Source organism: Terribacillus sp. 7520-G (genome assembly GCF_002271665.1).
Classification (GTDB): Bacteria; Bacillota; Bacilli; order Bacillales; family Amphibacillaceae; genus Terribacillus.
In genome coordinates, this window is the sequence record NZ_NQFP01000023.1 from 87,168 (window position 1) to 100,391 (window position 13,224).

Annotated in this window: 13 protein-coding genes; 11 read left to right on the forward strand and 2 right to left on the reverse strand. The window is 46.7% G+C overall.

Annotation, left to right across the window (positions count from 1 at the left end; translation table 11 throughout):
- Window positions 1–11: 11 nt before the first annotated feature.
- Window positions 12–1,388, reverse strand: coding sequence for a PepSY-associated TM helix domain-containing protein (locus CHH53_RS08905; RefSeq protein WP_095215768.1), 1,377 nt, complete (start codon window positions 1,386–1,388; stop codon window positions 12–14).
- Between the two features lie 315 nt (window positions 1,389–1,703).
- Between CHH53_RS08905 and proC the strand changes: the two genes are divergently transcribed.
- The 8 genes from proC (at window position 1,704) to CHH53_RS08945 (ending at window position 9,630) form a co-directional block, all read left to right on the forward strand.
- Window positions 1,704–2,525 (forward strand): pyrroline-5-carboxylate reductase, encoded by an 822-nt coding sequence (gene proC / locus CHH53_RS08910; protein WP_095215769.1) that lies wholly within the window; start codon window positions 1,704–1,706, stop codon window positions 2,523–2,525.
- Window positions 2,526–2,578: 53 nt separating this feature from the next.
- The gene (gene proB / locus CHH53_RS08915; RefSeq protein ID WP_095215770.1) at window positions 2,579–3,673 is read left to right on the forward strand and encodes a glutamate 5-kinase; all 1,095 of its coding nucleotides are present in this window, start codon (window positions 2,579–2,581) and stop codon (window positions 3,671–3,673) included.
- A 16-nt stretch (window positions 3,674–3,689) separates the two neighbouring features.
- Entirely contained in the window at window positions 3,690–4,952 is a 1,263-nt protein-coding gene (locus CHH53_RS08920; protein ID WP_095215771.1) for a glutamate-5-semialdehyde dehydrogenase, read from the forward strand.
- A gap of 224 nt (window positions 4,953–5,176) precedes the next feature.
- Entirely contained in the window at window positions 5,177–6,124 is a 948-nt protein-coding gene (locus CHH53_RS08925; protein ID WP_095215772.1) for an iron-hydroxamate ABC transporter substrate-binding protein, read from the forward strand.
- Window positions 6,125–6,126: 2 nt separating this feature from the next.
- Window positions 6,127–7,143 (forward strand): FecCD family ABC transporter permease, encoded by a 1,017-nt coding sequence (locus CHH53_RS08930; RefSeq protein WP_095215773.1) that lies wholly within the window; start codon window positions 6,127–6,129, stop codon window positions 7,141–7,143.
- The gene (locus tag CHH53_RS08935; RefSeq protein ID WP_095215774.1) at window positions 7,133–8,161 is read left to right on the forward strand and encodes a FecCD family ABC transporter permease; all 1,029 of its coding nucleotides are present in this window, start codon (window positions 7,133–7,135) and stop codon (window positions 8,159–8,161) included. Before CHH53_RS08930 ends, CHH53_RS08935 begins: the two co-directional genes overlap by 11 nt.
- A 9-nt stretch (window positions 8,162–8,170) precedes the next feature.
- A complete protein-coding gene (locus CHH53_RS08940) occupies window positions 8,171–8,917 on the forward strand; it encodes an alpha/beta hydrolase (RefSeq protein ID WP_233134975.1) in 747 nt (248 codons plus the stop codon).
- A gap of 71 nt (window positions 8,918–8,988) precedes the next feature.
- Complete coding sequence (locus tag CHH53_RS08945) at window positions 8,989–9,630, forward strand: FusB/FusC family EF-G-binding protein (RefSeq protein ID WP_095215776.1); 642 nt, start codon at window positions 8,989–8,991, stop codon at window positions 9,628–9,630.
- 42 nt (window positions 9,631–9,672) lie between these two features.
- On the opposite strand, the gene CHH53_RS08950 is transcribed toward CHH53_RS08945, so the two are convergent.
- A complete protein-coding gene (locus CHH53_RS08950) occupies window positions 9,673–10,344 on the reverse strand; it encodes a hypothetical protein (RefSeq protein ID WP_095215777.1) in 672 nt (223 codons plus the stop codon).
- Between the two features lie 334 nt (window positions 10,345–10,678).
- Here CHH53_RS08950 and CHH53_RS08955 point away from each other — a divergent pair, with 334 nt between their 5' ends.
- The 3 genes from CHH53_RS08955 (at window position 10,679) to CHH53_RS08965 (ending at window position 13,223) form a co-directional block, all read left to right on the forward strand.
- Entirely contained in the window at window positions 10,679–11,065 is a 387-nt protein-coding gene (locus CHH53_RS08955) for a PH domain-containing protein (RefSeq protein WP_095215778.1), read from the forward strand.
- A 455-nt stretch (window positions 11,066–11,520) separates the two neighbouring features.
- Window positions 11,521–12,174, forward strand: a complete 654-nt coding sequence (locus CHH53_RS08960) for a DUF3298 and DUF4163 domain-containing protein (RefSeq protein WP_095215779.1) — start codon at window positions 11,521–11,523, stop codon at window positions 12,172–12,174.
- An 83-nt stretch (window positions 12,175–12,257) separates the two neighbouring features.
- Complete coding sequence (locus CHH53_RS08965; RefSeq protein ID WP_095215780.1) at window positions 12,258–13,223, forward strand: Gfo/Idh/MocA family protein; 966 nt, start codon at window positions 12,258–12,260, stop codon at window positions 13,221–13,223.
- Window position 13,224: the final 1 nt, after the last annotated feature.

Genomic DNA, 13,224 nt, shown 5'->3' on the forward strand with positions numbered 1-13,224 from the left:
TTTCCCCTTTCTTATGCATTGAAGAACCTCTTCAGTGCCGGTACACGCGGGATGACAAATCGGTCGAACAGCCACACGAATATGAGCGAGATACCGACGAGCGGGAAGATGATGCCAAGGATGATGATCAGCACGATGACACCTTTCATGACTTTGTCAGGTGGTGCTTTCGGAGAGCCCAGCTTCCCTTCTGGTTTCCGGGAGAGCCATAATAGGAATCCGCTCACAGCGATACCGATGATCCCGATACAGACAAGGACACCGATGATCTGGTTCCAGATGCCGAATTCCGTTCCTTTGTGGATGGTGATCCCGTAAGCAATGATTTTCCCGAGCGTATGATAATTATCGTAGCGGTAATCTGCCAGGACAGCGCCTGTATACTGATCGATATGCATCGTCACTTCATCACGAGCATGCGGTGGAAAAGCAGATAAAGTGAATACACCATCCTGTGTTTGCGGAATCATGATGGTATATCCGGGCTTCACGCCTTCCTCTTCTGCTATCGACACGACATCGTCGACGGACAGCTGCGTGTATTGCTGATTGGTGGAAACAGGGACAGGCAAATTCTCTGCCGACCAAGGTACGTCTGCGATTTCTTTTGTTTTGACATCGGATGCAGGAGCATCCCCTACCCAAACAGAAGGCGGATAACCGATGCCGGCATTTGTAGTGAGCGCTTGGAAATTGTTACCCCACAATCCTGACCAAGGCAATCCCGTCATGATCAAAAAGAGCAGACCTAAAGAAATCCAGAATGCAGGGACGACGTGTAAATCGCGTGCCCGCAGCTTTTTCCCTTTGTTCAGGCGAGGAACCAAGACCCCGCGGATTTTAGATTTTCCTTTCATCTTCGGCCAGCCCAGATAGACGCCGGTAATGATCAAAATCAGTGCCCAGCAAGCGGCCCACTCGACGATGCGATCCCCGACAGTGCCCATGAGGAGCTCACCATGGATCTTCTCGATTACATTGACAAGTTTGTATGAATCCTCCAATTTACCGAGTATGACATTCGTATATGGATCGACATAAACGGTATATGCTTTGCCATCTTCTGAGATTCCTACCTCTGCTGAACGATCAGGACTGTCACTTGGGCGGTAAGAAGTCACTGCTGCATCAGGATAGATCGTTTCCACCGTATGGATTTGCTCGGATGGGTCCGTGGCATTTGCTTGCGGTGTGACTTCATAATAGTCCTGATAAAGAGCTGCTTCGATTTGGGGCTTGAAGAGATAAATGCCTCCTGTGCCAGCCAGGATGATGAGGAATGGCATGATGATAAGACCGGCATAGAAATGCCAGCGCCAAACCGACTGGTAAAGGGACCGGCGTTTTTGTTTCTTCTTCGAAACCGATGGGTCCTTTTTTGCCTCCATATGGATAACTCCTTTTCTTCTATAGTAAAAGTATGATTATTTTCAAGTAAGACAAGGTTAAGCTTATGGGATTTCACGCTTTTATACAAGTAGGGGGAAAGAGGATTTTATGACCATTCTTTGAACTAGATCGATAATAATATATGAAGCGCTTACAATGTGTTGGCCATAGGAATGAAACGCAGGCGGGGCGGGCTTTGGGGCCGTCACATTCCTTGACATGGGGTCCTATAGTGTTAGGATAGATAACTGTTAACAAAGAACGAAATATTCAAATAAAAGGAGCGATTAGGTATCTTAATTAACAAACGGATTATGTATGTAGGAGCAGGATCGATGGCAGAGGGAATGATTGCCGGTATGCAGGCTTCGGATCGTTTGCAAAACGAGCAGATTCATGTGACGAACCGATCGAATGCAAAGCGTTTGCTGGAGCTGGAGGATCGTTATGGCATTACCGCAATTCCTCGGGAAAAGGTGGATTGGCATAGTATGGATGTGATAATACTTGCGATGAAACCAAAGGATATGACCGCTGCATTGATCGATTTGCAAGAGAAGGTTCAAAAAGGACAGCTGATATTATCGGTAGCTGCAGGTATCCAGAATGAACAGATCGAGCATTATCTGCCAGACAATCAACCCGTTGTTCGTATTATGCCTAACACATCCAGCACCATTGGTGAGTCTGCCACTGCCATTGCACCAGGGAAGCATATTTCCGCAGACCAGCTCGCATTGGTCAAGGAGCTGGTTCGGACATTCGGCGAAGCGTTTGTGATCGATGAAGAGCAAATGGATGTTTTCACTGGTATGGCTGGCAGCGGACCTGCCTATTTTTATAAGCTGTTGGAGCACTTTGAGGAAACCGGCGTTGCCGCAGGATTCGATCGGGAAACAGCAAGGAAAATCGGAACCCGGACCATGCTTGGTGCGGCCAGGATGCTTTTGGAAACGACAGAAGGGCCAAGCGTTCTGAGGAAGAAAGTGACTTCCCCGAATGGAACGACTGCAGCTGGCCTGAAAGCACTGAATGAGGCGGGAGCCGGGGAAGCGATGGCCGAAGCCATTCTATCAGCAGCCGCTCGATCGAATGAAATCAGCGAGGAGCTCAAAAAACAACTGCTGGCACGCTGACATGCAAAAGGGAAAAATAAAAACTGGAGGATGTTATCATTTCTAAACAAGCAATGGAACCGAAGCGGATAGTCGTCAAAATCGGAAGCAGTTCATTGACCAGCCTGCACGGGGAAATCAGCAGGAAGAAGCTGGAGAAACTAGTGGAGCAGCTTGTGAAACTGAAGGACAATGGCTATGAGGTGCTGCTTGTTTCATCTGGAGCAGTTGCAGCTGGCTATCGTAAGCTGGGTTTTCTGGAAAGACCGCAATTATTGCCGGAAAAACAAGCAGCTGCATCGATCGGTCAAGGCTTGCTGATGGAAGCTTATTCGGATTTATTTTTGTCCCATGGCTATGTGGCTTCACAGATTTTGATTACGCGAGGCGACTTCTTGGATGAAACCCGGTATAATAATGTCAGAAATACGATAAATGTTTTAGTTGATCGCGGTATCATCCCGATCATAAATGAAAATGATACCGTTACAGTCGACAGGCTGCGCTTTGGGGACAATGACACACTTTCGGCCAAGGTTGCCGGTTTGGTCGGCGCGGATTTTTTGGCGGTTTTGTCCGATGTTGATGGACTGTATACCGATAATCCAGTCAAGAATCCGGAAGCAGCGCGCCTCGATCGCGTGAAAGCCATCACACCCGAGATCGAGGCGGCTGCAGGCGATGCAGGAAGTGCAGTCGGAACCGGCGGCATGAAGTCGAAGCTGGATGCATTCAAGATAGCGATGGCATCGGGTATCAAAGGTTTCCTTGGCGATGCAACAGAAGAGGATATCATTTACCGTTCGGTATTGGGTCAGGCTGGAGGCACGTATTTTGAAGCTGATCAAGATACGGATTACTTGAATCGCAAGAAACAGTGGATTGCCTTCAATTCTGGTCCCGAGGGCGAAATTATCATAAAGCATACTGACGAAGTGCCGGATTCGATAGAATTTGCCGATATCACTTCGATCAAGGGCAATTTCAAAAAGGGCGATGTCGTACGGATTCAGGACGAAACAGGAGCGAGAATCGGACTTGGCATCGTAAATCAAGCTGCGTCTGAGCTTTGGCAAGCGTTGACTAGTCCGGTACGAAATAGGAAAGAAGTAATCGTCGACCAGGAAGCATTTGTTTGTGAGCTGGAGCACACTGTACCAATTCGATGACAGGAGGAGGAAAAACGTGGAGCATATAAGAGAGGCAGTAACAGTCGAGGAGCAAGCCATTGCAGCAAAAGCAGGAGCTAAAAAGCTCGCACTTTTGACAACGGCAGAAAAAAATGAAGCACTGCTTGCAGTGGCAGAGTATTTGGAGAAAGAATATGAAGCGATACTTGCGGCGAATGAGGAGGATATGAAGGCTGGGGAAGAAAAAGGCTTCGATGCAGCATTCCTGGACCGTTTAAAGTTGACTCGCGGACGCATCGAGGACTTTGCGAATGGCCTGAAGGAAGTTGTTGAGCTGAAGGATCCGACAGGACAGGTAGTCAGTGAATGGACATTGGAAAACGGATTGCATGTCAGCCGTATCACCGTTCCGCTTGGAGTCATCGGCATGATCTATGAAGCTCGTCCAAATGTAACGGCAGATGCCACGGGTCTTGCCCTTAAGTCGGGTAATGCAATCGTCTTGAAGGGCGGATCATCAGCCATTCATACGAATACAGCAATCGTGGAGGTCATCAAGAAAGCACTGCAGGATACGAAAGTACCTGCCGAGGCGGTCCAGCTCATCCAATCGACTGATCGGAAAGAGACGGCGAAGCTCTTTACGATGAAGGAGCATATCGATGTACTGATCCCTCGCGGCGGGGCCTCACTCATCCAAGCCGTTGTTGATTCTGCGACAGTACCAGTGCTTGAAACAGGTGTGGGCAATTGCCATATGTATATCGATAAAACTGCTAAGGTTGATATGGCAATCCGTACATTCTTGAATGCCAAGACCGATCGTCCGGCTGTTTGCAATGCGTTGGAGACATTGATCATCCATCGCGAATGGCTGGATGCAAATAAAGATGCATTAGTGCAGGCATTGCGCGACCATGGCATACAGGCACATGGGGATGAGACAGCTGTGCAGCAGCTGCCTGGCTGCACCCCTGCAGCAGAAGAGGATTGGGCGAATGAATACCTTAGTCTGGATGTAGCAGTACGCGTCGTCGATTCAGTGGAAGAAGCCATCGACCATATCGACCGCTATGGGACAAAGCACTCGGAGGCAATCATTTCCGAAGATGATGAAGCAGTCGGCAAATTCATGAAGGCAGTCGATGCAGCAGCACTTTATCATAATGCATCAACGCGGTTCACAGATGGTCATGCTCTTGGATTCGGAGCGGAAATCGGTATCTCCACCCAGAAACTTCATGCACGCGGACCGATGGGGCTGCCGGCACTGACCACTTATAAATACATGATGAAAGGCCAAGGCCAAACGAGATAAGAAAAGCTCATCCATCCGGATGAGCTTTTCACTTTAAATGTACTTCTGCTTTATTTGAGGCAAAGCTGCGGGATTCCCGCAGCTTATTTATTTTTTCTATGGAATCGATGGTCATTTCTTATTGCATCTATTTCCAATTTTGTTATAGTTGATTATGATAATCATTATCAATTATAAGCGATCTTTGGTTCTGATCAGACTGAAGGAAAAAGGAGAAGAGCAAAATGAAGTGGAAAACGATATCCGGTATTGGACTTGCGGCAGCCATGAGCTTTTCCTTGGCGGCTTGCGGGAATGGGGAAGATACTGCCTCTGGTGAGGCATCTGAGAGTAAAGAACAGCAGATTACATATTTGGATAAGGAATATACGCTGCCTGCCGAGACGGATACAATCGTGGCAGCAAGTCTTGAATCAATGGAGGATGCAGCCGTCTTAGGAGTGAAACCCGCCGGAGCCCTATCTGTAGGCGGTGAAACACCAGCATATCTGGAGGAAGATTTGTCAGGTGTAGAACTGATTGGCGAGAAGATGCAGCCGAATTATGAAACGATCCTCTCCCTTGGACCAGACGTGATCCTGGGCTCCTCGAAATTTCCGGAAGATGTGAGCAAATCCTTGAATGATATTGCTGCAACGATTCCATATTCCCATATTTCTGAAAATTGGGAAGCGAACCTGGAGCTGATGGGCTCTCTGACAGGAAAAGAGGAAGAGGCAGACCAAATCATAGCAGATTATAAGGAAGACGCAGAATCGGCTAAGGCCGAATTAGGAGAGAAGCTACAAGATAAGCAAGTTCTTGTTGTACGTATCCGGGCAGGCAGCCTCTATGTTTATCCTCGGAACGTTTATCTGAATCCGGTATTATACGATGATTTAGGTTTGTCAGTACCTGAAGTGGTCAAAGAAGCAAAGGCACAGGCTGAAATATCCCTTGAAAAATTGGCCGAAGTGAATCCCGACTATCTGTTCCTCCAATTCGAAGCGACTGAAAATCCGGAGAATGCCAGTGCTTTGGATGATTTGCAAGCCAATGAAATATTTAAATCGATCAATGCAGCCAAGGAAGATCATGTATTCGTAAACTCGATTGATCCGCTTGCCCAAGGAGGGACAGCATGGAGTAAAACGGAATTCCTGAAAGTAGCAACCGAGAAGCTGGCTGAGTAAGCATGTATCCAGGTACGAAAAATAGAATTGCTTTGTTAGTATTGCTGACGGCGCCGTTGACGGGCACTCTGGTTATGTTGATTTCTGTATTGTATGGAGTTAAGGATATGCCAGTCACTACGATTTGGGACGCAATTTTCCATTATGATGCGCAAAATGTGGACCATGCCATCCTTTTGACTGCCAGATTGCCAAGGGCGCTGGCAGCGTTGCTGGTCGGTGCATTCCTGGCCATAGCCGGGGCGATTATGCAGGGAATCACGAGGAATTATCTTGCCTCTCCATCCATTATGGGTGTCAATGATGGATCGGCATTGGTGATTACTATGTGCATGGTATTGGTTCCCGGTTTATCCGATCATATGATGATTCTATATTCCATGGCAGGATCGGCACTCGGCGCCGGCATCGTATTTGGTTTTGCATCGCTGCTGAAAAACGGAATGGCACCTGTCCAGCTGGCGATAATCGGGACAGTTATCGGCACCTTCTTGAGCGGCTTGGCTGCAGCATTTGCATCCTACTACCAGGTGTCACAGCATGTCAGCATTTGGTATAACGCAAGAATGGATGGTGTGGATGTCCATATGCTCAAGTTGGCTGTACCGATTGGTCTGGTTGGTTTGGTTTTGGCCATGTCCGTTTCCAAGTCGGTCACAGTCATGGCATTGGGAGAAGAGGTTGCAGCCGGATTGGGCCAGAAGACAGTTTATATCAGACTGATCAGTATGCTCAGTGTTGTCTGCCTGACTGGTACGGCTGTCGCCCTTGTTGGAAAAATCGCCTTTGTCGGGCTGGTTGTACCCCATATCACGCGCTTTTTGATCGGTGTCGATTATCGGCTGCTCATTCCATGCTCTGCGGTCATCGGCGGGATATTTCTTTGCTTGTCGGATGTGGTCAGCCGCTTTATCAATGCGCCGTTCGAGACGCCGATTGGTGTCGTGACTGCCTTTATCGGCGTTCCGTTCTTCCTCTGTCTCATCTGGAGAAAGGGAGGGAAACAATATGCAGCTTAGAATCGGATCGAAGCTGATGCTCAGCGGACTCATCCTTACCGTGCTGCTCCTGTTCTTCATCTACCTGCATCTCACAAGCGGAAGCTATGCGATGAGTCTCGGGGAAATTTTACGGACCCTTTTTGGATGGAATGATGATCGCAAGCTTGAACTGGTCATTTTTCAGTTCCGTCTGCCTCGGATCATCATCGGAGCGCTTGTGGGTGCAGGTCTTGGCATCGCCGGGTCTGTCATGCAAGGCATCACACGCAATGGTCTGGCGGATCCGGGAATACTTGGCATCAATGCCGGAGCCGGGACTGCTATCGTCATATATATCTTCTTCTTCCAAGGGATGATCCAATCAGAGTCGATCGGCGGCTGGCTGGCTGTGCTGATGATGCCGATATTCGGCTTTGCCGGCGGTCTGCTGGTGGCGCTGCTCATATTCGCTTTCTCTTGGCGGCAAGGTACGCTGGATATGCAGCGCCTCATCCTGACCGGTATTGCTTTGGGAACAGGGTTTGGTGCGCTTTCTTTGTACATATCATTGAAGATGAACGCCAATGATTTTGAAATGGCCGCCGTTTGGTCCACAGGAAGCATCTATAATGCGAACTGGATTTATATTTATGCCATGCTGCCATGGATCATCATCCTTGGCGCCGTGCTCTATCGGAAATCATATCTGCTCAATTATTTTCAGCTGAGTGAAGACTCGGTCCGGAGTCTCGGTATCCGCAACGAGCGTGAAAAGGCGATCATGCTGCTGGCCAGCATCGGTTTGGTGAGTGCCTGTGTATCCGTCTCCGGCGGGATTGCCTTTGTCGGCTTGATTGCACCGCATATCAGCAGGCGTCTTGTGGGGAATGATTATCGCAGCAATATGCCAATCAGTGCGCTGACTGGCATGGTACTGCTCGTTTTTTCGGATTATATCGCGAAAACGGTCTTCGCCCCTGCTGAATTGGCAGTAGGAATTGTCGTTTCGATCATTGGTGTACCTTATTTCTTATATTTACTGATGAAAGCGAACTAAGGAGGATGAATGATGATAGAAGAATGGATACTTCCTGGTAAGGAATCGGAAGTGCGGTATCGCGTCCAAATATACATTCCGGAACAATCCCCGCCGCCAGAGGGATTTCCTGTCATTTATGTATTGGATGGGCATATGTATTTCGGATATGGTGCCGATGTGATACGCAATCAATCTTTTAATGCATCAAAAACAGGAATCGAGCCTGCAATCATTGTAGGAATAGCATTAGAGGCGGAAGATGCCATCATCAGGGAGCGGCGGTTTTATGATTTCACACCACCAGCTGCAGTCTATAAGTACCCAGACAGGTTTAAAGGTGTGACGATTGATAAGCATGGGGGAGCGGATATTTTCCTTGATTGGATCATCGGGGAGCTGCAGCCCAAAGTCGTGGAAAGCTATCCTGTACAGTCCGACAAGCAGTGCTTATATGGACATTCCCTGGGCGGATTGTTTACTCTGTACAGCATGTTCAAACGTCCGGAAGCCTTCCAGTGCTATTTGGCAATCAGCCCATCCATCTGGTGGAATGAGAAGCATATTTATTCGTTTGTAAATGACGTCAAAGAGTCGAAATTATTCATGGGTGTAGGAAAAGAAGAAGGTTTTATGGTCGAAGATGCCACAGCGTTCTATCATTCGTTGCCAAGCGGCTTGGAAGAGAGGGCGTCCTGCTATGTAGCAGAAGGTGAAAACCATGCATCAGTCGTTCCGACGACGATGAGTCGTGCATTTCGTTATTTCTTCCAGTGATCCGGTTTTTTTGTTTCCTGCTCGATATCTGCTAAAATGAGAGGAAGCGATCAAAACGGAGGGATGTCCACATGCAAGCCTTTATCCGGAATGACCAATATAACAATATTAAAGAACAGGTGCAGCAGCTTGTGAATAGCTCTGCTGCTGTCAAAGATATAGACGTGATTTACGGACTCCGCTCACTGGCAGAAAAGAAGATCAAAAACAGATTCGAGGAGCTTTCGGAAGAAGAAGCAGAAATGCTCGGAAGAATAAGGGATGTGCAGGATGAAATCGATGCAGAGCTTTTTCTGGCGCAGCTGCGTCCATCCATCAAAGCCTTCCCTGCTTTGACAGAGGAGCAGCTTAGGAAGCTGTTTCCGAAAGTGAAGCATCTCCATCTGCCAAAGCTGAATGATGTAGATTGGGAGAAGACATCTTATCTTGGCTGGAATGATAACGGCCAGCAGGCGAAATATATGGTTGCCCCGCATCAAGAAGGAATGATAGCTGCTCGCGGTACATTTACGCCATCCTCCCAGCCCGGTATCTGCACGATTTGCAACAAGCTGGAAAGCGTGGGGTTATTCATGGCAGGACCAATCGGCCGCGGTCAAGGAACCTATGTGAAGCGAGGAAATTATATTTGCAGGGACAGTGCCAAGTGCAACAGGAACTTAACTGACATCAACCGGTTCTATGACTTCATATCCCATCTGCATGCCTCATGAAGAAACAAGGAGCACTCGCCATTCAGACGTGTGCTCCTTGTTTTAGTTTGCAGGCAGATCAAATGTGATATCTGCTGCCAGCAAGTCTTCTTCTTCTGTATCCGTGATACTGGATATACGAAGGGAGAAATCATCTTCCTCTTTGTAATCCGCTTGATCCATCAGGAAGACGACATATTTGGTGGAAGTCTGGCCAGGTTCGATTTCCCCGGAATCCGCTTCCAGTACATTATGGTTCAGAATCCGGTAAGTCGAGGTTTCAAGGAAGGCACCCATATCTTTCAAAGGCACTGGTTCCTCCCCATCATTCTTCACTTCCAGCATTGCTGTCGCAGCAACGATCTTTTCCGGGTCCTTGAAGCCGGTAAAGGATTCCTCATAGGAATCTGCCGGTTTCAGCTTTGTATATTGAATCCCTTTGAGGGTCACTTCCAGGTTATCATCAGTTTCGGACTGATCAAAGTTCTGTTCAGACAGCATTTCCTTTTCCGCAACCGAATCTTTTGTCAGGCGGTCCGGGAAAAAGGGATTGTCGGCTGATACAGTGTCCGTCAATTCGGCAGACAATGCATCTGTATCCTCGTTTCCTTCTGCGGCTGCGTCCGCTGCAGGCGTTTTTGGCTCATCAGCTGCTTTATCATCATTACTGCAGGCAGATAAAGCCAATGCGATGGCACACAGCAAGAGTGCAACTGGAATACGGAACAGTTTCATATACTTCTTTCATCCTCTCTTTTAACAAGGTCGTCTTGTGAAAAAATAAACAAATTAAGACATAAATATCATACCGTAACCCTATATGGAATGAAATGAAAAGTGTCTAAATTCCTAGAAGAAAGTCTAGGCAAGGCTGGAAAAATTGGAGATGGGAGGTATCATTCTCTTTATATAGCTGGTAATATGTAGGAGAGTGAGTGAGATTTCTTAACAGCAGGAAAGAGATGAATTTGCAGTATTTTTTTATTGCATATTTTCAGAAGTGCGATATATATTTAGAAAGTATGAATCAGGATTGGAAGCAAGTATATTAAGTGAGGAGAAGCGGAGAATGGGGCAGAAAAGGGATCTGAAGGAATTGTCCACGTACCTAGATGAAGATGAACGGATTTTTCTCTATGTACAAAGTAAGCTTAATGAGAGGACTGGTATCCTTGGCGTCACACAAAACCGAATCCTGTTTACGCACAAACCGCTGATCAAGCCAAGCTATCTGGATACAACCAGCTATGACAGTATCGATTATGTCCTTTATACTGAGGGAACAGGAGAGGGCGAATTATCCATTCATTTAAATAATGGAGATATTAAGTATATAACAAGCCATCGTCTGATTCATCTGAAGGGTGTAAGTGATATAGTCAGAATGTTCGTTAATAATCATCAGCGGGATCTCTTGTACCGGAATACGTTCAACCGCAAGCAATTATTGGAGTAGATAGACGCAATTATTTGCACGAGTGGATTGCAAGTATAGAGCCGACAGGAAGCCTGGATATCAAAAATAGGGACGCCATCTTTCAGTTTTTACAGGATATGAACAAATTGGGAAGACAATTATCGTAATTACACATGATTGGGAATTAGTAAGGGCATCATCAGCTCAGCTTGAAATCTGACATCAAATGCATCCTATCAAGATTTATTATATTTCCATCTATAAAATTGTTTTTATACAGAGTCCATTGTCCAATCAGCAGACAATGGACTTATTTTTTTGAACAATGCCCGATATTGCGGAGGGAAATAGGAACCATTTGTAGAATGTTTGCAGAAGGATAAGTTTTGTTCGGAATCCAGGCTGAGATAAGCCTATAAGAGAATCTGTATTCCTCATAAATAATCGGTGACCTGCACACACTGTAGACGAGATGAAATAGTGGAGGGAAACTGATGAAGAAAGCGATGATCGGGTTTGTGTTTGTACTTGCTTTTTCTGTCTTTACACAATCGATACAAGCACAGCCCACAAAGAATGTAATTGTGGAAACGGAATACTACGATGATATCGAGGAGCTGAAATACCCGCAAGTGAAGCAGGCGGGCACTCCGAAGGTTACACGGATGATCAATAAGGATTTCAGGTCATATATCGAGAAGGCTGCCGAGGCACGCAAGGAGAATATCGAGGCGGGCAATAAGTATGATTATGACCCCGATTTTCAAACTGATTTCGAAGTGAAATATAATTCGGATCACTTGCTCAGCATCTTGATGAGCAGCTATATATTTACCGGGGGAGCACATGGATCTACTGCCGTGGAATCGTTTAATTACGACTTACAGGCTAAAAAACGCATTTTTTTGACGGATATCCTGCAGACGCCGAATCAGTTAAAGAAGGTTCAGCACTATGTATTCACTTATGCAAAGGCTAGGCCGGAGATATTCTATCCCGACCTCAAGGCGGAGGATGTGCAACTGAATGAGAAAACAGCCTTCTTCTTTACTGATGATGGAATCGCGCTTGTTTTCCAACAGTATGATATTGCGCCATATGTATCAGGTAATCAGGTAATTAAAATACCCAGGAAAATATACAGCTGAGAGAGAAGCCATGGAAGTATGCTGCATCCATGGCTTTTTCGGGTATATCTACAATAATACAAAAGAGAAGAGGGGAGAAACGGATGATCAATTGGGCTATTTTGGGACCAGGTTCCATTGCACATCATTTTGCAGCTGCCTTGAAGGAAGAAGGGGCATCGCTATTGGCGGTCGGGGCAAGGAATGAAGCGAAGGGGCAAGCTTTCGCGGAAAAATTCGGGATACCTAAAGTGTATGAAGGGTTCCAGGGCGTGCTGGAGGATCCGGAAGTGGACGTTGTATACATATCCACGCCCCATGCCTATCATTATGAGACAATCAAGGAAGCATTGCAGCGCGGGAAGCATGTGCTTGCAGAAAAAGCGATTACAGTGAATGCAACCCAGCTTGAGGAAATCATGGATTTAGCTGCAAAGAAACAATTGATTGTGGCCGAAGCAATGACTATTTATCATATGCCGATTTATAAGGAACTGCGGCAATTGATAGATGCGGGAAAAATCGGTGAGGTTCAGACTTTGAGCGTGAATTTCAACAGCATCAAGGAAAATGATCCCCAGAATCGCTTTTTCAATCCTGAATTGGCAGGTGGAGCGCTATTGGATATAGGAGTCTATGCTCTGTCATTTGTTCGTTTGTTCATTAAAGAGGAGCCAAATGAAATCATCAGCACCGTTACAAAGCATGAAACAGGCGTTGATCAGCAGGCAGGAATCATCCTGAAGAACAAGCAGGGGCAGCTCGCAGCCATCACCTTATCCTTTATGGTGGAATCGCCTGAACGTGCTACGATCATGGGTACGAAAGGATTCATCGATATCGAGCGGTTTTCACGCGCAGAGAAAGCGACGATTTGTTATATAGAGGAGGGCAAGACGGAAATCATTGAATCCGGAAAGACGGAGAAAGCTTTGCAGTATGAAGTCAGGGCGATGAAGGAACTCATTGAAAAGGATGTTCCACATGTAACATTGCCATATACGAAGGATGTCATGAAGATCATGGATAAGCTTCGGAAGCAATGGGAAATCAGCTTTAGCTTCGAATAAA

Coding starts and splice junctions, on each gene's coding strand:
- CHH53_RS08905 (WP_095215768.1), bottom strand. CDS start 1,388: ATGGAGGCAAAAAAGGACCCATCGGTTTCGAAGAAGAAACAAAAACGC.
- proC (WP_095215769.1), top strand. CDS start 1,704: ATGTATGTAGGAGCAGGATCGATGGCAGAGGGAATGATTGCCGGTATG.
- proB (WP_095215770.1), top strand. CDS start 2,579: ATGGAACCGAAGCGGATAGTCGTCAAAATCGGAAGCAGTTCATTGACC.
- CHH53_RS08925 (WP_095215772.1), top strand. CDS start 5,177: ATGAAGTGGAAAACGATATCCGGTATTGGACTTGCGGCAGCCATGAGC.
- CHH53_RS08930 (WP_095215773.1), top strand. CDS start 6,127: ATGTATCCAGGTACGAAAAATAGAATTGCTTTGTTAGTATTGCTGACG.
- CHH53_RS08935 (WP_095215774.1), top strand. CDS start 7,133: ATGCAGCTTAGAATCGGATCGAAGCTGATGCTCAGCGGACTCATCCTT.
- CHH53_RS08940 (WP_233134975.1), top strand. CDS start 8,171: ATGATGATAGAAGAATGGATACTTCCTGGTAAGGAATCGGAAGTGCGG.
- CHH53_RS08945 (WP_095215776.1), top strand. CDS start 8,989: ATGCAAGCCTTTATCCGGAATGACCAATATAACAATATTAAAGAACAG.
- CHH53_RS08950 (WP_095215777.1), bottom strand. CDS start 10,344: ATGAAACTGTTCCGTATTCCAGTTGCACTCTTGCTGTGTGCCATCGCA.
- CHH53_RS08955 (WP_095215778.1), top strand. CDS start 10,679: ATGGGGCAGAAAAGGGATCTGAAGGAATTGTCCACGTACCTAGATGAA.
- CHH53_RS08960 (WP_095215779.1), top strand. CDS start 11,521: ATGAAGAAAGCGATGATCGGGTTTGTGTTTGTACTTGCTTTTTCTGTC.
- CHH53_RS08965 (WP_095215780.1), top strand. CDS start 12,258: ATGATCAATTGGGCTATTTTGGGACCAGGTTCCATTGCACATCATTTT.